This window comes from Rhodospirillaceae bacterium (assembly GCA_016712715.1).
In the GTDB taxonomy this organism is placed as follows: domain Bacteria; phylum Pseudomonadota; class Alphaproteobacteria; order Dongiales; family Dongiaceae; genus Dongia.
This window is the reverse complement of sequence record JADJQM010000002.1, coordinates 1,295,674-1,312,938: the sequence shown is the minus strand read 5'-3', so window position 1 is coordinate 1,312,938 and position 17,265 is coordinate 1,295,674. Positions and strand designations below refer to the sequence as shown.

The 17,265-nt window shown below is 63.3% G+C and carries 20 protein-coding genes; 9 read left to right on the top strand and 11 right to left on the bottom strand.

The genetic code is table 11. The features are described 5' to 3' along the window. Positions 1-53 precede the first annotated feature (53 nt). Complete coding sequence (locus tag IPK59_17280; GenBank protein ID MBK8160444.1) at positions 54-1,502, top strand: aldehyde dehydrogenase family protein; 1,449 nt, start codon at positions 54-56, stop codon at positions 1,500-1,502. 248 nt (positions 1,503-1,750) lie between these two features. Further along, positions 1,751-2,110, top strand: a complete 360-nt coding sequence (locus IPK59_17275) for a hypothetical protein (GenBank protein MBK8160443.1) — start codon at positions 1,751-1,753, stop codon at positions 2,108-2,110. 20 nt (positions 2,111-2,130) lie between these two features. On the opposite strand, the gene IPK59_17270 is transcribed toward IPK59_17275, so the two are convergent. Together IPK59_17270 and IPK59_17265 are read right to left on the bottom strand one after the other, a co-directional pair. After that, positions 2,131-2,826, bottom strand: a complete 696-nt coding sequence (locus IPK59_17270; GenBank protein MBK8160442.1) for a VIT family protein — start codon at positions 2,824-2,826, stop codon at positions 2,131-2,133. A 234-nt stretch (positions 2,827-3,060) separates the two neighbouring features. Continuing rightward, positions 3,061-3,495 carry a response regulator gene (locus tag IPK59_17265; protein ID MBK8160441.1) on the bottom strand — a complete coding sequence of 145 codons (435 nt, stop codon included), beginning with the start codon at positions 3,493-3,495 and terminating at the stop codon, positions 3,061-3,063. A gap of 281 nt (positions 3,496-3,776) precedes the next feature. On the opposite strand from IPK59_17265, the gene IPK59_17260 reads away from it, so the two are divergent. Beyond that, complete coding sequence (locus tag IPK59_17260) at positions 3,777-4,280, top strand: molybdopterin-dependent oxidoreductase (GenBank protein ID MBK8160440.1); 504 nt, start codon at positions 3,777-3,779, stop codon at positions 4,278-4,280. A gap of 13 nt (positions 4,281-4,293) precedes the next feature. Then, the gene (locus IPK59_17255; GenBank protein MBK8160439.1) at positions 4,294-6,615 is read left to right on the top strand and encodes a response regulator; all 2,322 of its coding nucleotides are present in this window, start codon (positions 4,294-4,296) and stop codon (positions 6,613-6,615) included. A 3-nt stretch (positions 6,616-6,618) separates the two neighbouring features. On the opposite strand, the gene IPK59_17250 is transcribed toward IPK59_17255, so the two are convergent. Beyond that, the gene (locus IPK59_17250) at positions 6,619-7,341 is read right to left on the bottom strand and encodes a response regulator transcription factor (protein ID MBK8160438.1); all 723 of its coding nucleotides are present in this window, start codon (positions 7,339-7,341) and stop codon (positions 6,619-6,621) included. 188 nt (positions 7,342-7,529) lie between these two features. Between IPK59_17250 and IPK59_17245 the strand changes: the two genes are divergently transcribed. After that, entirely contained in the window at positions 7,530-7,691 is a 162-nt protein-coding gene (locus IPK59_17245) for an entericidin A/B family lipoprotein (GenBank protein MBK8160437.1), read from the top strand. On the opposite strand, the gene IPK59_17240 is transcribed toward IPK59_17245, so the two are convergent. Next, positions 7,681-8,700 (bottom strand): membrane dipeptidase, encoded by a 1,020-nt coding sequence (locus IPK59_17240; protein ID MBK8160436.1) that lies wholly within the window; start codon positions 8,698-8,700, stop codon positions 7,681-7,683. The genes IPK59_17245 and IPK59_17240 overlap by 11 nt on opposite strands. Before the next feature lie 66 nt (positions 8,701-8,766). After that, complete coding sequence (locus IPK59_17235) at positions 8,767-9,678, bottom strand: LysR family transcriptional regulator (GenBank protein MBK8160435.1); 912 nt, start codon at positions 9,676-9,678, stop codon at positions 8,767-8,769. 140 nt (positions 9,679-9,818) lie between these two features. Between IPK59_17235 and IPK59_17230 the strand changes: the two genes are divergently transcribed. From IPK59_17230 to IPK59_17220, 3 genes are all read left to right on the top strand, one after another. Continuing rightward, positions 9,819-10,499, top strand: a complete 681-nt coding sequence (locus tag IPK59_17230) for a hydrolase (protein ID MBK8160434.1) — start codon at positions 9,819-9,821, stop codon at positions 10,497-10,499. Between the two features lie 152 nt (positions 10,500-10,651). Continuing rightward, positions 10,652-12,508, top strand: a complete 1,857-nt coding sequence (locus IPK59_17225) for an amidohydrolase (GenBank protein MBK8160433.1) — start codon at positions 10,652-10,654, stop codon at positions 12,506-12,508. A gap of 1 nt (position 12,509) precedes the next feature. Then, the gene (locus IPK59_17220; protein MBK8160432.1) at positions 12,510-13,205 is read left to right on the top strand and encodes a DUF1275 domain-containing protein; all 696 of its coding nucleotides are present in this window, start codon (positions 12,510-12,512) and stop codon (positions 13,203-13,205) included. 7 nt (positions 13,206-13,212) lie between these two features. Here IPK59_17220 and IPK59_17215 read toward each other — a convergent pair whose 3' ends face one another. Then, complete coding sequence (locus IPK59_17215) at positions 13,213-13,458, bottom strand: hypothetical protein (GenBank protein MBK8160431.1); 246 nt, start codon at positions 13,456-13,458, stop codon at positions 13,213-13,215. A gap of 36 nt (positions 13,459-13,494) precedes the next feature. Beyond that, the gene (locus IPK59_17210; protein ID MBK8160430.1) at positions 13,495-13,728 is read right to left on the bottom strand and encodes a hypothetical protein; all 234 of its coding nucleotides are present in this window, start codon (positions 13,726-13,728) and stop codon (positions 13,495-13,497) included. Positions 13,729-13,833: 105 nt separating this feature from the next. On the opposite strand from IPK59_17210, the gene IPK59_17205 reads away from it, so the two are divergent. Next, positions 13,834-14,118, top strand: coding sequence for a hypothetical protein (locus IPK59_17205; protein MBK8160429.1), 285 nt, complete (start codon positions 13,834-13,836; stop codon positions 14,116-14,118). On the opposite strand, the gene thrS is transcribed toward IPK59_17205, so the two are convergent. From thrS to IPK59_17185, 4 genes are all read right to left on the bottom strand, one after another. Further along, positions 14,115-15,392, bottom strand: a complete 1,278-nt coding sequence (gene thrS / locus IPK59_17200) for a threonine--tRNA ligase (GenBank protein MBK8160428.1) — start codon at positions 15,390-15,392, stop codon at positions 14,115-14,117. The genes IPK59_17205 and thrS overlap by 4 nt on opposite strands. A gap of 226 nt (positions 15,393-15,618) precedes the next feature. Further along, positions 15,619-16,095, bottom strand: a complete 477-nt coding sequence (locus tag IPK59_17195) for a VOC family protein (protein ID MBK8160427.1) — start codon at positions 16,093-16,095, stop codon at positions 15,619-15,621. Positions 16,096-16,109: 14 nt separating this feature from the next. Continuing rightward, positions 16,110-16,595 (bottom strand): SRPBCC family protein, encoded by a 486-nt coding sequence (locus IPK59_17190; protein ID MBK8160426.1) that lies wholly within the window; start codon positions 16,593-16,595, stop codon positions 16,110-16,112. After that, positions 16,592-17,251, bottom strand: a complete 660-nt coding sequence (locus IPK59_17185) for a TetR/AcrR family transcriptional regulator (protein MBK8160425.1) — start codon at positions 17,249-17,251, stop codon at positions 16,592-16,594. The genes IPK59_17190 and IPK59_17185 overlap by 4 nt, the downstream gene beginning before the upstream one ends. Between the last annotated feature and the right edge of the window lie 14 nt (positions 17,252-17,265).

Sequence of the window (17,265 nt, the reverse complement as noted above, 5' to 3'; positions counted from 1 at the left end):
CGACATATCGGCCGGCAACATCATCCCCCAGACAGACCAGGAGATTCCCCATCATGATTCAAGCCCAGAACTTCATCGCCGGCGCCTGGAGCAAGGGGGCCAATGCGTCGAAAGACATCAATCCGTCCAACACCGGCGACGTGATCGGCGAATTCCCGCAAGCCGGTGCCGCCGAAGCCGAAACCGCGATCGCCGCCGCCAAGGCCGCCTTCCCGGCCTGGAGCCGCTCGACCGTCCAGCAGCGCCATGACATCCTGAAGAAGATCGGCGACGAGATCATCGCCCGCAAGGACGAGATCGGCCGCCTGCTCTCCCGCGAAGAAGGCAAGACGCTGGCCGAAGGCATCGGCGAGACCATGCGCGCCGGGCAGATCTTCCTGTTTTTCGCCGGTGAAACCTTGCGCCAGGCCGGCGAGAAACTGGGCTCGGTCCGTCCCGGCGTCGATGTCGAAATCACCCGCGAGCCCTTGGGCGTCATCGGCATCATCACGCCGTGGAATTTCCCGATCGCCATTCCGGCCTGGAAGATCGCCCCGGCCTTGGCCTATGGCAATTGCGTGGTGTTCAAGCCGGCGGATCTGGTCCCGGCCAGCGCCCATGCCTTGTCCGAGATCATCTCGCGCGCCGGGCTCCCGGCCGGTGTCTTCAACCTGGTCATGGGCCGCGGTTCCGTGGTCGGCGAAGCCATGCTGAAGCACAAGGATGTCAGCGCCATTTCCTTCACCGGGTCGGTCGGCACCGGCCGCAAGATCGCCGCCACCTGCGTCGGCACCAATCCGATGAAGAAGATCCAGTTGGAGATGGGCGGCAAGAACCCGATGGTGGTGCTCGATGACGCCGATCTCAAGATCGCGGTCGAATGCGCCGTCAACGGTGCCTTCTTCTCCACGGGCCAGCGCTGCACGGCCTCATCGCGCCTCATCGTCACCGAAGGCATTCATGACAAGTTCGTCACCGCCATGACCGAGCGCATGAAGGGCTTGGTCATCGGCGATGCCTTGAAGGACGGCGTCCATATCGGCCCGGTGGTCGACCAGTCGCAGCTCGACCAGGATCTCGATTACATCAGCATCGGCCAGAAGGAAGGCGCCAAGCTGGTGGCGGGCGGCGAGTTGCTCAACCGCGAGACCCCCGGATTCTACCTGGCGCCGGCTTTGTTTACCGAGGTCACCAGCAACATGCGCATCTCGCGCGAGGAGATCTTCGGGCCCGTGGCGACGGTCACGCGTGTCAAGGATTACGACGCGGCCCTGGCCAGCGCCAACGACACGGAGTTCGGTCTGTCGGCCGGCATCTGCACCTCGTCGCTGAAGCATGCCAACCATTTCAAGCGCAATTCGGAAGCCGGCATGGTGATGGTCAATCTGCCGACCGCCGGCGTCGATTATCACGTGCCGTTCGGCGGACGCAAGGGATCGAGCTACGGCCCGCGCGAACAGGGCCGCTACGCCGCCGAGTTCTACACGACGGTGAAGACCGCCTACACGTTCGACGGTAACTAGGATTCCCGGGCGCGACCGGAGACTCATCCGGTCGCGCCCGATAAAGGCTCGTGTAGCGAACCCTCCGAACCATCTATCACCCGGCTTCGATGCGGTGTTGCCATGGGTGGAACCCGCCTGAGCGACAGCATTGGGAGGACGGCATGAAGCTTGCGGGCTTCAAGTGAGGCCAGGCAGGCTCCCCCTAGCCCAAGCCGGCTGGGCGCGCTAAACCTCTCCCGGTCGCGACAACCGAACGGGGGAACTTGATGCGTCTCTGGGTCTTCCTGGCAGCTTCCTGCCTGCTGCTCACCGCCTGCATGGAGTTCCGCCTGCCGACGACCGCCACCGCTTTACGGCAGGGCGAGCCGGTCCGGATCGGGGACAATACCTGGGCGGCCTATCAAAGGTATCTGGAGACGATCGGCACCACCGGGCAGGGGGCGTTCGCCATCGCCAGCGACGGCAAGGGCGGATCAAGCTGGGTCTGCATGGCCGCCCTCTGCACCAAAGTGAATGAATATCCGGCACGCGCCATCGCCAACTGCGAAGCCCAGAATCCGGGCTATACCTGCGTCCTCTTCGCGGTCAACCGGGTCCCCAAGATCGAGTTTACGCCACCGCAATAGCCGACAGCCAGAACCGCAATCTAGACCACTGTCCCGAACAGGGCGCCGACGCCCGCCGTGATGGCCATCGCCAGCGCACCCCAGAAGGTGACGCGCAGGATGCTGGGCCACAAGGCTGCTCCACCCACGCGGGCCGCCACCGCCCCAAGGGTCGCCAGAAACAGCAACGAAGTACCGGCCACGGCGGGGATCAGGGTGCTGCCGGCAATGAGAACGGCAATGATCAGCGGCAAGGCGGCACCCACCGCGAAGCTCGCTGCCGAGGCCAGCGCCGCCTGGATCGGCCGCGCCTGCAGTTCCTTGGAAATGCCGAGCTCATCGCGGGCATGGGCGCCCAGCGCGTCATGCTTCATCAGCTGGTTGGCAACTTCCCTGGCAAGTGCGGGATCGAGGCCCCGCGCCACATAGATCTCGGTCAGTTCGCTGTGTTCGCCACTGTCATCCGCCTTCAGCTCGGCGCGCTCGCGGGCGAGGTCGGCAGCCTCGGTATCGGCCTGGGAATGCACCGAGACATATTCGCCGGCCGCCATCGACATGGCGCCCGCCACAAGTCCGGCTATTCCGGCAATAAGCACGCTGCTCTGGGTGCCATCGGCCGCTGCCACGCCCAGGACCAGGCTGGCGGTCGACACGATGCCGTCATTGGCACCAAGGACCGAGGCCCGCAGCCAGCCGATATGCGCGGTGCGGTGCCGCTCGATATGACGCAGGGCCATTGGGGGTCTTTCCATTCGGGTCAACAGGACTGTTGCAAGCTAGCCTGTTTGCGGCCCCAGCGGTATGCAGCTTTGCGCTCCAGCCACGAAAATGCGCCCGATACTGGAACATGCCGAGTCAGGCCGAAACCGGATCAGGCCGAAACCGGATCAGGCGCATATACCAGCGCCTGTTTGACTGTCAGTCTCGCAATACACCTGCGTCGTAGACCGATGTCTCGGACAAGCACGAGGTTACGCGACGTGGGCGGTCGCAGGGTTGAACGGTCGGATATTGCCACCCTTGTCCCAGTTTGAAGCCGTGACCGCGGACAGCAATTCCGCCGGCGTGAATGGCTTTGCCAGCACGGCATCAGCGCCGAGCTTGCTCGCAACCTCGAGAAAATCCATGCGCGGGATGAGCGGCGAGCCGCCGGAGATGACCACGACGCGCGTCACCGGGTTGCGGCGTTTGGTTTCGCGCAGCACCTCGATCCCGTCGCAATCCGGCATGAACACGTCAGTGACCACCAGTTCGGGGGTCAGCGCGGTGAGTTGCGCCATGCCGTCGAGCCCGTCGATGGCTTCAAGGACCTGATAGCCGGCCCGCCGCAGGATCTCACCGACCAGATCGCGCATCAGCGCATCATCTTCAATGACCAGGGCTGTCTGGCGTGCTTGCTGCTGCATGATCTTCTCCTGTTGCGTCCCGGTCTCTGTCGCGGTTTCCATGGCGGCGTTTGTGCGCCTTTCCGGATTCTTAATCGATTGTGCATAAGGCTGGTGTTCAGCCGGCCCATCCCACCTTTGGCAGTGGCCCCTATACGAAAGTATGGTCGGGGGAGGCGGATGCAGATTGGCGGCCCAGGCAAAGGCCTGTTAACCAATGATGGCCATGCTGGCCCTGGCAATGGCCAAACAGATCAGCAGCAGCATCTACCTCTTCGAACATCAAGGAAGGACCTGACGTCATGACCCCAATTCGTTGCTTGCTCATGGCTTTAGCGCTGTTCACGGTGATGCCGTCCGGCGCCCGGGCCATCGATGCGCCAAGCGGCCCGGTCCTCCTGACCCTGTCCGGGGCGATCAGCGTGACCAATGATGGCGATACCCTGAAACTGGACCAGGCCGCCCTCGACGGGCTTCCCAGGACCATCGTCCGGACCCAAACCCCTTGGACCGAAGGACTGGTCGAGTTTGAAGGCGTGGCCATCAAGGACCTGCTGGCGCTTGCCGGCGCCAAGGGACAGACCATCCAGGCCAGCGCCATCAACGATTATGCCGTGGATGTTCCGATGAGCGATGCCGACAATCCCCATGTCATCGTCGCCATTCGCATGAACGGCGCCCTGATGCAGGTTCGCGAGAAGGGGCCGCTCTGGATCATCTATCCCCTGACGGACGAACCTGATCTGGAGACTGAAGAAACGAAATCCAAGATGATCTGGCAGTTGAACCGGCTCGATATCCGCTAGTCAGGATTCCGTGATGTTCGGCAAGGGCAAGAATATTGGTGGCATCTGGCTGGTGATTGCCATCGTGATCTTCCTGCCGGCAGCCCTGTTCGGTGGCGTCCGCACCTTCGACGCCATGACCTCGCTCCTCCTCAACTACCGCACCGGCACCTGGCTGGTGGTGGAAGCACAGGAGGAGTTTCACATGACCCAACTCGCCGCCCAGTCCTATCAATTGACACCGGACGCCGCGGCGCTCGACCAACTCAAGCTGCGTTTCGACGTCTTCTGGAGCCGCCTGCCCCTCATTCTCAAGTCGGATGAGGGCGAAGGTGTGCGTCGCATTCCCAAGATCTTGACCAACGCGACCATCGTGTTCGATGCCCTGCCAGCCCTTGAGCAGGAATTGACGCTGGTGAAGATTGGCGACCGGCAGTCGGTCGAGCCGTTCATAAACACCCTTGCGACGGTTGAGACACCGCTGGAGGAAATGGTTCGAATCCTGCTGGTTCAGGACGAGATGCGGCAGCAGACACGCGATCTCTCGGGTGGATTGTGGCTGACCGTCGGCGCCTTCGTGGTGGCGATCCTGGCTGGCGTCGGGCTGATTATCGGGAATCTGCTGAAGACCCAGCGCATGCAGGAACTCCTTGACCGGCAACAAGTGACGGAACAGGAGCGTGCGACGCAGCTGGCCGCCATCGAGAGCAGCGGCGAGGGTATCGCCATGTTCGACGAGCGCGGTCGCCTGCACTATTCGAACGAAGCTTTCCACAACCTGATCCATGATGATTTTTCGCGCGACACTACGCGCATGGACTGGCACACCTTCCTGGGGCGACGGGCGATGTACAATATTGCGCGCCACTTCAGGCGCAGCAACCGGCCTTGGCAGGGCGAGGTTGCCGGCAAGACTCTGAGTGGCGAGCGACGTTCCTGGGACGTCCATGTGATGCCGCGCCAGGAAGGCGGCCATATCGCCCTGGTCCGCGACCTTACCGACCGGCACCAGTCGGAACAACAGCGCGAGAGCTTGCTGCAGACCCTGCATCACGCCGACAAGATGGGCGCCATCGGCCGCGTCGCGGGTGGTGTGGCCCATGACTTCAACAACATCCTCGCCGCCATCTCGGGCTTTGCCTCGCTGCTTGAGCTTGACGCCGGCGACAATCCCAAACAGCGACACATGCTGCGCCAGATTGCCACCGCCGCCAATCGCGGCAAGGAACTGGTGCACAGCATCATGACCTTCAGCCGCGCCGAACAGGCCGATCGCAACGTGATTGACGCCGGCGATGTGTGCCGTGAGGCAGCCACCATTGCTGGCGTCTCGATGACCGGCCGGGCGCATTTCGACGTCGACATTGAAGCCGGCCCGCTGCCGGTTCTTGGCAATGTGACGCAGATCGACCGGGCCGTGGTCAATCTGTGCCTCAACGCGCGCGATGCCCTGGCCGATGCGCGTGGCACCGTTCAGTTGCAGGTCCGCAGGGTGCATATCGATGGCGGCCGCATGTCCGGCATGCGCGGCACCTTCAGCCTGTCCCCGGCCGAAGCGCCGATCCTGGTTGAAGCCACCGGTCCCAGGCGAACCAAGATGCTCGTTGGCCTGCTCACCAACGCGCCTGCCGAGTATCTGCGGATCCGGGTCGCCGATGACGGTTGCGGCATCAGCGAGCCGGTCATGCGGCAGATGTTCGAGCCCTTCTTCACCACCAAGAGCATCGGCGAAGGCACCGGACTCGGCCTTTCCTCGGTGCTGGGCATCGTCTCTGCGCATGGTGGCGCCATCGCCGTCGACAGCGCCATGGGCAGGGGGACCAGCTTCGACATCCTGTTGCCCTTGCTGCCGGAAATGACGGCGGCACCAGACCCTGCCCAGCCGGCGGCGGAACGCCCGTCGCATTTGACCGAGATGCGCATTCTGGTGGTCGATGACGACCCGCAGACGCGGGATGCACTGGAAACGATCCTGGAGAAGATCGGTTGCGAGGCCTCTTCCTGCGACAATGGCCGCGAGGCACTGGCCGTGATCCATGACGAACCGGATCTCTTCGACCTGGTGATCACCGATTACATCATGCCCGACATGAACGGCATGGAACTCGCGGCCGAACTGCGCGGGCGGGGTTATACGCGCCCGATCGTGCTGACCAGCGGCCGCTTGCAGGACGTCCCGGCCAGCGAGCGCGAACGACTTGGCATCGACGTGTTGCTGCCCAAGCCATTCACCCTGCGCGACGTCGGCGAGATGGTCTGGACAGTGGCGCACCGCGCTCAGGTCGGTGACGCGATCTCCAGTCCCGTCCGCATCACGCCGCTGCCGCCACGCGAGACACCGGAGATCGTTCCCTGACGGTCAACCCGTTGTGTCCTTGACGGGGATCACGCCGGCGCGCAGGGCCGCGGTCGCAAGTTGCGTCCGGTTGGCAACGGTGAACTTCCGGCACAAGGCTGCGACATGGATCTTGATGGTGACTTCGCTCAAGCCCAGGGCGCGGGCGATTTCCTTGTTGGGGGATCCTGCCGCGACATGCCCCAGCACCTCGATCTGTCGCGCGCTCAGCTTCGGCAGATCGGCATCCGTCGGTGACCTCGCTGCCTGCGGTGCCGCCTGACCCAGATCGCCGCTCCAGGGCACATAGGTCTGGCCGGACAAGGCAAGCTTCAGCGCCATCATCAGGGCCGGCCCGGACATCGTCTTGGGGAAAACGCCGATCGCCCCGGCAGCGATCAGCGGTTCGACCTCGGCACTGGTAAGGTAGCCCGAGATGACGCCCACCGGCAGCCTGGGATATTGCGTGCGAAGGCTGCTGACCGACGCAACGCCGGCCATGCCGGGCATGTTGTAATCGAGCAGCAGCAGCGAGAAGGCGCTGTCCGCCGCGAGCATCGACAATGCCTCGTGGAGATCTCGCGCCTGGGCGACTTGCAGCTTGTCATCCAGCCGTTCCAGCATCTGCGACAATGCCTCGCGCACCATCGCGTGGTCGTCAGCAAGGAGGATGCGCCAGGATGTTCCGGCCGGTGGCGGTCCGGCCGGCGGCTGGCTGTCGGAGGGCGTCGTCTCGCTCGAATTCATCTTGTGCAATCAATCCTCATTGTCGCCGACGCGGTCGGCGAGCCTGGCATTCAGGCGGTGCAAATTAGATGGTTAAAGCCGGCCGATTGCAAGACCGGCGGAACAAATCGCCCCGCATCCGGTTGTTGGTGCACGCCCCGCTTTCGTGGGCTCATCATCAATCGGGAGTGACGTTCATGTCGCTGACAATGATTTCCGCGCGCAAGCTGGTTCTGCTCAGCCTTGTTGCCCTCGCCATTCCGGCCCTTGGCGCCTGCAATACGGTCAAGGGCGCCGGCAAGGACATTGAAAAAGGCGGCGAAGCCATCCAGGACGGCGCCGAAGAAGTGCACGACGATATCACGAATTGACCGGCTTCCAGACAAGGCCGGCCAGCCGCGCGAAATTGCCGCCGAGGATGGCGGCAATATCCGCGGCGCTATAGCCGCGCTCAAGCATGCCGCGCGCGAGATCCGGCACGACTTCCGGCCTGATGAAGTCGAGCTTGCCGTCCGGGTATTGCGCCGGTGGCCAATAGAGCCTGGCCCGGTCGCCCAGCGATTCATTCTCCGGCCCATCTTCCTTCTGGCACATGAGGATACTGTCGAGGCCGAGGCCCACATGCTGCGGGCCCACCTTCTGACAAAGATAGTCAATATGCGCCAGCATCTGCGCCGTGAGATCCTGGCCGTTCCCCAGGAACAGACTGACCCCCGTCACCCCGATGACGCCGCCCTGCGCGGCACAGGCCTCGATCTGGTCGTCGCGGATGTTGCGCTCATGATCATGGAGCCCGCGCGCATTCGAATGGGAGAAGATCACCGGCGAGTGCGACAGCTCCATCACTTCCATGCTGGTCCGATGACTGCAATGGCTGCAATCGACCAGCATGCCGACCCGGTTCATCTCGCGCACCACCTCGCGCCCGAACGGGGTGAGCCCACCATCCGAATCATGGCAGCCGCCACCGGCTAGATTATTGCGGTTGTAGGCAAACAGCATCTGCCGCACGCCCAGCCGGTAATAGACATCGACCATGCCGAGATCGCCGTGGAGCGCATCCATGCCTTCGAGATCGAAGGAGATGGCAAGCCGCCCGCTGCTCTTGGCGGCCAGCACATCGGCGATCGTCTCGACCTGCACGAAATGCTGATGATTCTCGCGGATCCAGTGGCGGTATTGCGATGCCGCCTCGATTGCGCGCGTCCAGGGCTCGAGATCGTAGCCGATGTTGACCGAGACGAAATCGATGCCGGATTGCCGCCAGCGCGACAGTTCGGCGAGGTCCTGCGCCTGCTGGAAGGCAAAGCCCGCGTGGTTGTCCCACACCAGATGGGTGGCGAGGATCTCGTCGGCGGGTTCAAGGGTCAAGAGGCTCATCAGCGGGTCCTGTGGTTAAAGTCTGCGCGCCATTTGCAGACAATCTACAGCATGACGCAGCGCGCGCTAATCCTGCAAATCCCATATCGGACGCGGACCGATATGCTCCAGCATGAAATCGATGAAGGCACGCACCTTTGGCGAGAGATGCCGGGAGGTGGGATAGACGGCATAGATCGCGGAATCGGTCGGCACATAATCCGGCAACAGGGCCACCAGCTTGGCGGCCTGCAGGTCGCCGCCGACGATAAAGCTCGGCAGATAGGCGATGCCGGTCCCGGCCAGGGCAGCGAGGCGCAGCACATCGCCATTGTCGGCATGAAGATGGCCCTGGATCGGCACCGGCCAGGGCGTCCCGTCGAGCTTCTGCAGGCGCCATTCCGGGGTAAGGCTGTTGCTGCTGTAGCAAAGGCATTGATGGTCTTTCAGATCCTCCGGCCGTTGCGGCGTGCCATGTTCGGCGAGATAGGCAGGGCTGGCGGAGAGAATCATGCGGAACGGCGCCAGCCGCCGCGCCACCAGGCTCGATTCCGCCAACCGGCCGACGCGGATCGAAAGGTCGATGCCCTCGTCGATGAGATCGACATAGCGGTCGTTGAGGCTGAGATCGAGTTCGACATCGGGATAGCGTGCCAGAAAGCGCGGCACCGCCGGCGCCAGATGCAGCAGCCCGAAGCTCATCGGCGCACTCACCCGCAGGCGCCCGCGTGGGGCGGCACGGGTGGCGCTCACCGACAGATTGGCGTCTTCGATCTCCGCGAGGATGCGCGTCACCTGCTCATGATAGCCGCGTCCCTCTTCCGTCAGCGTGAGGGAACGCGTGGTGCGCTGAAACAGCCTGACGCCGAGTTGCGTTTCCAGCGCCGCCACCTGCCGGCTCACCAGGGATTTTGAGGTCCGCAGACGTCGCGCGGCTTCGGAAAAGGATTGGGTCTCCGCCACCTTGGTGAAGGCTTCCATCGTACTGAGGCGGTCCATTGTCCCATTTCCTGCAACAGTTCTTTGAAAACTTAGACAATTGTTGCTTCAGCGGGTCAAGGGTAATCTTCCTTCCAGAGCCACGGTGGCTTCAAAAGATCAACTACTTCAAATAGTTAGCCTAAACAAGGAGAGTTCCGATGACCAACAAGATCCCGACCGCCACCCCGACCCCCGGCAAGGACCTGATCAATGGCGCCGACCACACCCTCATCATGATCGACCACCAGTCGCAGATGGCCTTCGCCACCAAGTCGATCGACATGACCCAGCTCAGGAACAACGCCGCCTTGGTCGCCCACGCCGCCGCCGAATTCAAGGTGCCGACCATCCTCACCACGGTGGCCGAGAAGAGCTTCTCCGGCCCGATGTTCGCGGAAATCAAGGAAGCCTTCCCGGATGTGGTCGCGATCGACCGCACCAGCATGAATACCTGGGAAGACCCGCGCATCGCGGCGCGCGTCAACGAGATCGGCAAGGGCCGCATCGTCTTCGCCGGTCTCTGGACGAGTGTCTGCATTGTCGGCCCGGCGCTCTCGGCGCTCGACCAGGGCTTCGAGGTCTATGTGATCGCCGATGCCAGCGGCGATATCACCGACGAGGCGCACAACCAGGCGATGGCCCGCATGATCCAGGCAGGTGCCCGCCCGATGACGTCGCTGCAATATCTCCTGGAACTGCAGCGTGATTGGGCCCGGTCGGAAACCTACGAACACACCAACCGGACGGCCCAGCGCTTCGGCGGCGCCTATGGCCTCGGCATCACCTATGCCCGCGCGATGCTGGGCGAACATGCCAGCGAAGCCGGACCGGCGAAGTAGGATTTGCAACACACCTCCCCCCTTCCGGGGGGGAGGTTTCGCGGAGTAGTAACGCAATGATGAAACGTTTCCGCCGCCGCGATATCCTGGCCGGATCAGCCGCCTTCGCTTTCGGCCTCAACACCTTTGCCCACCGCGCGCTAGGAGCTTCGATGCATCCGGATATGATCCTCGTCAACGGCAGCTTCACGACCCTCGACCGAGCTCAGCCCAATCCCGAAGCCGTCTCCATCACCGATGGCCGCTTCAGCGCGGTGGGCGACGCCCGCGACATCATGGCCAGCAAAGGTCCGGAGACAAAGATCATCGATCTCGGCGGCCGGCGCGCCATCCCGGGCCTCATCGACAGCCATATCCATGTCATCCGCGGCGGGCTCAGCTACAACATCGAATTGCGCTGGGACGGCGTGCCGAGCCTGGCCGACGCCATGGCGATGCTGAAACGCCAGGCGGAGATCACCCCGCCGCCCCATTGGGTGCGCGTGGTGGGCGGGTTCACCGAACATCAATTCGCCGAAAAGCGCCTTCCGACCCTGGCGGAGATCAACGCCGCGGCCCCCGACACGCCGGTCTTCATCCTGCATCTCTATGACCGTGCGCTGCTCAACGCCGCAGCCTTGCGCGCGGTGGGTTACAACAAGGACACGCCGAATCCGCCGGGCGGCGAGATCCAGCGCGATGCCCAAGGCAATCCCACCGGCCTGCTGCTGGCCAAACCCAACGCGGTCATCCTCTATGCGACGCTGGCCAAGGGGCCGAAGCTCGCCCCCGAACAGCAGTTGAATTCGACGCGCCATTTCATGCGCGAGCTCAACCGGCTGGGGGTGACGAGCGTCATCGATGCCGGCGGCGGCTATCAGAACTATCCCGACGATTACAACATCATCGAGAAGCTGCATGCCGATGGCCTGATGACGCTGCGCATCGCCTACAACCTATTCACCCAGAAAAAGGGCGAGGAAGTGGCCGACCTCACGCGCTGGACCGGCATGGTCAAGCCAGGCCAGGGCGACGATCTCTACCGCGTCAATGGCGCGGGCGAAATGCTGGTCTTCTCCGCCGCGGATTTCGAAGACTTCCGCGAGCCGCGCCCGGATCTCGACCCCGCCATGGAAGGCGATCTCGAACAGGTCGTGCGGGTGCTGGCGGAGAAGAACTGGCCCTGGCGGCTCCACGCCACCTATGACGAGAGCATCAGCCGCGCGCTCGATGTGTTCGAGAAGGTGCACAAGGATACGCCGATCGACCGGCTGCATTGGTTCTTCGACCATGCCGAGACGGTCAGCGACCGCAACATCGACCGCATCGCCAGGCTTGGCGGCGGCATCGCCGTGCAGCACCGCATGGCGTTCCAGGGCGAATATTTCATCGACCGCTATGGTGCCAAGGCCGCCGAGGCATCGCCGCCGATCAAGCGCATGCTGGCGGCCGGTGTCCCGGTCGGTGCCGGCACCGATGCGACGCGTGTCGCCAGCTACAATCCCTGGGTCTCGCTGTCCTGGCTGGTGAGCGGCAAGACAGTGGGCGGCACCAGGCTCTATCTGCCGGGGAACCGCCTCGACCGCCTGGAAGCGCTGCGCCTGTGGACCGACGCCAATACCTGGTTCTCGCGCGAAGAAGGGAAGAAAGGCCGCATTGAGGTGGGTGCGCTTGCCGACCTTGCCGTGCTCTCCGCCGATTACCTCAGCGTGGCGGAAGACGACATCGCCCATCTTTCATCCGTGCTGACGCTGCTGGGCGGCCGGATCGTCCATGGTGCTGGTGATTTCAAACCGCTGGCGCCGGCCTTGCCGCCGCCCACGCCGGAGTGGTCGCCGGTCAAGCAATTCGGTGGTTATCAGGACCGGTCTGTTCAGCAATTGCAGAAGGTCGCGGCGGCATCCTGCGGCTGCGCCAATGGCTGCAACGTCCATGGCCATGCCCACGCGACCGCCTGGACCAGCACGACACCGGCCGCCGATGCCGCGAGCTTCTGGGGCAGTTTCGGCTGCAACTGCTGGGCGGTGTGAGATGAGCCGGAACGCCCGCGACAATTCAATCGGCGCATTGCTGGCCTTCACCGCCGGTTTCGTCGACACGGCCGGCTTCATCGCGCTCTTTGGCCTGTTCACCGCCCATGTCACCGGCAACTTCGTGCTCATCGGCGCGTCGATCGCCGCGTTTCATGTCGGTATCCTCGGCAAGCTGCTGGCTTTGCCGGTCTTCGTGCTGGTGGTGGCCCTAACGCGTCTCTATGTGCTGCAAGCAGAACGGCGAAAGACGAATGCGGCCGGCGCGTCGCTGCTCTCGGAATTCACCTTCCTGCTCCTGTTCATGGCGGTTGGTGTCGCGGCGGCGCCCTTCACGGATGCCGATGCACCGCTCACCATCGCGACCGGCATGATGGGTGTCGTCGCCATGGCGGTACAGAATGCGGCGGCGCGCACGGTGTTTGCCACCCTGTCGCCCACCACGGTGATGACCGGCAACGTGACGCAGATTGTGATCGATCTCGTCGATCTCGCAATGGAGTCAGGGCAAAAGGATGTGGTTCGCGCACGGCTTGCCAAAATGGCGCCGCCGGTCGCCACATTTGCCCTGGGCGCCCTTGCCGGCGCGCTCAGCTATGTCTGGGTGGGATTCTGGTGCCTGGCATTGCCGATGTCAGCAATCCTCGCCGCCTTCGTCCTGAGCCAGGCGTCGCCGCCGGCAACAGAAGCGGCGTGAGGGCGGTTCAGCCGGTCTTGGCGACGCGGTTGCGGCTGTAGAGCGAGCGGCCCTCACGGATCACATCGTCTTCGATCTGGCGGGCGGATTTCGAACCGTTGGCAAAACGGACATTGCCGACGCCGGATTCCGCGAGTTCCCAGCCTTCGCCGATCCCGACATCCTTGCCGTTGGCCTTGAAGGTATCGAGCGACTGGCCGGCCTTGCAGGCCAGCAGATCGCGCGGGCCACGCTGATAAATATCAAAACGCATCAGAATCTCACTTCGGTTGATTGAGCCGAGACGGCCTTAGCCGGCGCGCGAAACCTGGGGGACGTGAAATGTCGTCATCCCGTTCTGCTTGATCTCGCGGTCGATCTGCACGATCGGCTTGGTGTTGGGCGATTTGGTCCGGTCGCTGAGCATCAGGCTGTTGACGCCCATATGCAACCGTTTCCAGCCGTTGAGGTTCATATCGCTGGGTGGCTTGCCGGCTTCAAACACCAGCATCAGGTTTTCGCGCCGATAGATGTCGTAAAGCATGGTACCTCTAGGGAGATTGCTCTGCCAGTAAGGTCACTTGTCAGGCAAATAAGCCAGCCCAATCGGCGGACGACGCGCAGATTGCGTCAACAGGAAAGACACATTATGCGCAAGAATCCCTGGTTTCGCGCCAGTTTTGACCTCTTTTCCCTGGGGATGGAGGCAGCGACGGTGATGTCGCTGCGCACCGCCAAGATCGCCCTGGGGGGTGCCGCCGCCGACACCGAGTCCCAGCGCATGGTGCAGGAGAAGATCGATTCCGCCCTCGATCTGCAGACCATGTTCATGACCGGTCAGATGGGCGCGAGCGGCCCGGCCGCGGTCGCCAAGACCCTGGCACATTACCGCCGCAAGGTGCGCGCCAACCGCCGGCGCCTGAGCAAGAGCTAGGTCTGTTCCACCAAGCCTAAATCATACGGGCATCCGATGGGCGCCCCCTCTTCGCCGGCTGACGCCATGGCCGTGACGGTGTATTGCCGCGCGGCAACCCGCTTGATCCAGGCGCCGGCCTCGCCCAACGGCAGCTCGGTTCGCACATCATCGGCAAGCGTGCGCAGGCTGATGCGGTATTTCTCCACCTCGCGCGCACCGACGACACCCAGGATCGGCACGCCGCGTTCGCGCCAGGCGACGATCTTTTTCGGCAACGTCTCGTTGCTGGCATCGAGTGTCACCCGGTAGCCTTCGGACTCGAGCTGGATGGCTGCTTCCTCGGCATAGCCCAGATACTGGTCGGAAACCGCGGCGATCAGCACCTGGTCCGGCGCCAACCAGAGTGGCAGGCGTCCCTGCCAATGCTCCAGCAGCATGCCGATGAATCGCTCCAGGCTGCCCAGCACGGCGTGATGAATCATGATCGGCACCTCACTGGCGCCGTCCTCGCCGATATAACGTGCGCCGAGTTTCCCCGGCAGCACCAGGTCGAGCTGGATCGTGCCGCACTGCCAGCGCCGCCCCAGCCGGTCCTGCAGCGAGAATTCGAGCTTGGGCCCATAGAAGGCGCCTTCGCCCGGCTGCACATCAAAATCGAGCCCGGCGCTGCGCGCGGCGCCCTGCAGGACGCGTTCGGCCACATCCCATAACTCCTCGCTGCCCTCGCGCAGGACGGGTCGCGTCGAGAAGGCGACCGCAAAATCGGCAAAGCCGAAATCCCGGTAGACCACGCGCAGGAGCTGCGAGAAGCGCTTTACCTCGTCAGCCACCTGATCCATGCGGCAGAGCACATGCGCGTCGTCCTGGACGAAAGCGCGCGTGCGCATCAGCCCCATCAGCGCACCGGACGGTTCGTTACGGTGGCAGGCGCCGAATTCGGCATAGCGCAACGGCAGATCGCGATAGGAGCGCAGGCGGCTGTTGAAGATCTGCAGATGGCCCGGGCAGCTCATCGGCTTGACCGCAAACTGCCGCTCGCCATCTTCGAGCGCAAACATGTGCGGCCCGAATTTCTGCCAATGACCGCTCTTCTCCCAGAAGGCGCGCGCCATGATCTGCGGCGTCTTGATCTCCTGGAAGCCAGCGGCCTTCATGCGGCGGCGGATGTAGTCCTCGACCAGGCGATAGAGCGCCCAGCCCTTGGGATGCCAGAACACCATGCCTGGCCCCTCTTCCTGGAAATGGAAGAGATCCAGCTTCTGCCCGATACTTCGATGGTCGAACGCGTCCATGTTCGTCTCCGTTGGTCTCTCGTGTGGGCCGAGACGAACGGTGACTTTTCCCCAATGAAAAAGCCCCGTCCGGTACCGGCGGGGCTTTGGGTGGCAGTCGGATCACGCAAACTTAACGCGCACCAACACCCCTCGCCCGCCAAACGGCGGTCCAGGTCGTGGTAACTCGTTGTTGTTTGCGCATCTGTGCCATGGCGCGGAGACTAAGGGTGGAAACGGCAGCGTGTCAAGCTGCCGCACCCCGATAAGCGTCTTCAAGTTTCGCGATGTCGAGCTTGATCATGCCCCAGACTGCCTGCAGCACGCGGTTGCGTGCGGCTTCGTCCGGACCACCCAACATCTTTTCGAGCGCCGTCGGGATCACCTGCCAGCAGAGGCCCCATTTGTCCTGTACCCAGCCGCAGGCTTGTTCCTTGCCGCCGTTCTTCAGGATCGCATCCCAGATGCGGTCGATCTCCGCCTGATCATCGCATTTGACCCAGAGCGAGACCGCCTGATTGAGCTTGAACATCGGCCCCGCGTTCAAGGCCCGGTATTCCTGGCCGGCCAGGATGAAGACGACGCCGTAGAGATTCTTGGCGCGGTCGAATTGCAGCACCGACTCGATCCTCGAATTGGGAAGGAGCGAGGTATAGAACCTCGCCGCTTCCTCGGCGCCGTCGTCGAACCACAGATGGGTACTGACTTTCTGCGTGAGAGCCATGATCGCACCCTCCCTCAGATCGACTTTGCCAGCGCTTCGAGCTGGCTGGCGACGACACCCCAGCCTTCATGAAAGCCCATCTTCTCATGCTCGGCGCAGGCTTCCGCCGACCAGTGGCGCACGACGGCGCGGTAGCGGGTCTTGCCGCCCTCGTCGGCGAAGGTGACAGTCGCCACTATGAAGGCGCGCTCTGACGGGGTCCAGGCATCGACGAAGGCGTCGGTGAAGACGATCTTCTCGTTCGGGATGACCTCAAGATAGATGCCGTGATTGGGGAATTCCTGCCCCTCCGGCCCCTGCATCACGATGAGCGATCTGCCGCCGGGGCGCACATCAAGTTCCGCCTTGGTCACGGTCCAGGGCTTGGGACAGAACCATTGCGCATAGGTGCTGGGATCGGTCCAGATCTTGAACAGTTTCTCGCGCGGTGCGTCGAGCAGGCGGTCGAGCACCAGTTCGCGCGTGCCGTTGTTCTGGCTGGTCTTGGCCGTTGCGGTCATGGATTTCCTCCGTGCGGTTCCGTGCTTTTGAAAATCGTCGTGAGATAGGCCGTGAGATGGTCGAGACAATCCTCGGCGATTTTGGTGCCGTGCTTGGCCTTGGCGAAAATGAACGAGCCCTGAATGACCGCCTGGGTGTGATAGGCGAGACTCTCCGCCGTCCAATCCGCCTTGATGTTGTCCTCCCGCATCGCCACCGCGATATCGCTGGCGACCATCGCGGCATGTTCGCTCATATGCCGGTCGCAGGCGGCGCGGATCGCCGGATGCGTGTCATAGGTCTCCTGCACCAGGGTCCCCAGCAGGCAGGTAAACTCGGCCAGCTCCCCCCGCAGGATCGCCTTGCGGAAGGCGACATAGCCCAGCACCCGGTCTGCGGCCCTGGGATAGGCGCGGTAGGGGGCTTTGACGAAGATCCCGTCCGCCATGGCGCCGAAATGGGCGGCGGCCGCCACGGCGAGGTCTTCCTTGCTCGGGAAATGATGGAAGAACGCCCCCTTGGTGACGCCGGCCGCGGCGCAGATGTCATCCACCGTGCTGGCGCCGTAGCCGCGTTCGCGGATCACCCGCATCGCGGCGTCGAGCAGCCTGGTGCGGGCGCCCGCAGGGGTGGGCTTGTCGGCCCTGGGGTCAGTTTTTGCCGTTTTTTCAGCCATCTTGGCCTCCTCAC

What these genes read in the sequence shown, in the direction of transcription:
- IPK59_17245 (MBK8160437.1), top strand. Translation starts at nt 7,530, where the DNA reads ATGATTTCCGCGCGCAAGCTGGTTCTGCTCAGCCTTGTTGCCCTCGCC.
- IPK59_17255 (MBK8160439.1), top strand. Translation starts at nt 4,294, where the DNA reads ATGTTCGGCAAGGGCAAGAATATTGGTGGCATCTGGCTGGTGATTGCC.
- IPK59_17235 (MBK8160435.1), bottom strand. Translation starts at nt 9,678, where the DNA reads ATGGACCGCCTCAGTACGATGGAAGCCTTCACCAAGGTGGCGGAGACC.
- IPK59_17220 (MBK8160432.1), top strand. Translation starts at nt 12,510, where the DNA reads ATGAGCCGGAACGCCCGCGACAATTCAATCGGCGCATTGCTGGCCTTC.
- IPK59_17270 (MBK8160442.1), bottom strand. Translation starts at nt 2,826, where the DNA reads ATGGCCCTGCGTCATATCGAGCGGCACCGCACCGCGCATATCGGCTGG.
- IPK59_17240 (MBK8160436.1), bottom strand. Translation starts at nt 8,700, where the DNA reads ATGAGCCTCTTGACCCTTGAACCCGCCGACGAGATCCTCGCCACCCAT.
- IPK59_17225 (MBK8160433.1), top strand. Translation starts at nt 10,652, where the DNA reads ATGCATCCGGATATGATCCTCGTCAACGGCAGCTTCACGACCCTCGAC.
- thrS (MBK8160428.1), bottom strand. Translation starts at nt 15,392, where the DNA reads ATGGACGCGTTCGACCATCGAAGTATCGGGCAGAAGCTGGATCTCTTC.
- IPK59_17210 (MBK8160430.1), bottom strand. Translation starts at nt 13,728, where the DNA reads ATGCTTTACGACATCTATCGGCGCGAAAACCTGATGCTGGTGTTTGAA.
- IPK59_17215 (MBK8160431.1), bottom strand. Translation starts at nt 13,458, where the DNA reads ATGCGTTTTGATATTTATCAGCGTGGCCCGCGCGATCTGCTGGCCTGC.
- IPK59_17260 (MBK8160440.1), top strand. Translation starts at nt 3,777, where the DNA reads ATGACCCCAATTCGTTGCTTGCTCATGGCTTTAGCGCTGTTCACGGTG.
- IPK59_17195 (MBK8160427.1), bottom strand. Translation starts at nt 16,095, where the DNA reads ATGGCTCTCACGCAGAAAGTCAGTACCCATCTGTGGTTCGACGACGGC.
- IPK59_17190 (MBK8160426.1), bottom strand. Translation starts at nt 16,595, where the DNA reads ATGACCGCAACGGCCAAGACCAGCCAGAACAACGGCACGCGCGAACTG.
- IPK59_17275 (MBK8160443.1), top strand. Translation starts at nt 1,751, where the DNA reads ATGCGTCTCTGGGTCTTCCTGGCAGCTTCCTGCCTGCTGCTCACCGCC.
- IPK59_17280 (MBK8160444.1), top strand. Translation starts at nt 54, where the DNA reads ATGATTCAAGCCCAGAACTTCATCGCCGGCGCCTGGAGCAAGGGGGCC.
- IPK59_17205 (MBK8160429.1), top strand. Translation starts at nt 13,834, where the DNA reads ATGCGCAAGAATCCCTGGTTTCGCGCCAGTTTTGACCTCTTTTCCCTG.
- IPK59_17230 (MBK8160434.1), top strand. Translation starts at nt 9,819, where the DNA reads ATGACCAACAAGATCCCGACCGCCACCCCGACCCCCGGCAAGGACCTG.
- IPK59_17185 (MBK8160425.1), bottom strand. Translation starts at nt 17,251, where the DNA reads ATGGCTGAAAAAACGGCAAAAACTGACCCCAGGGCCGACAAGCCCACC.
- IPK59_17250 (MBK8160438.1), bottom strand. Translation starts at nt 7,341, where the DNA reads ATGAATTCGAGCGAGACGACGCCCTCCGACAGCCAGCCGCCGGCCGGA.
- IPK59_17265 (MBK8160441.1), bottom strand. Translation starts at nt 3,495, where the DNA reads ATGCAGCAGCAAGCACGCCAGACAGCCCTGGTCATTGAAGATGATGCG.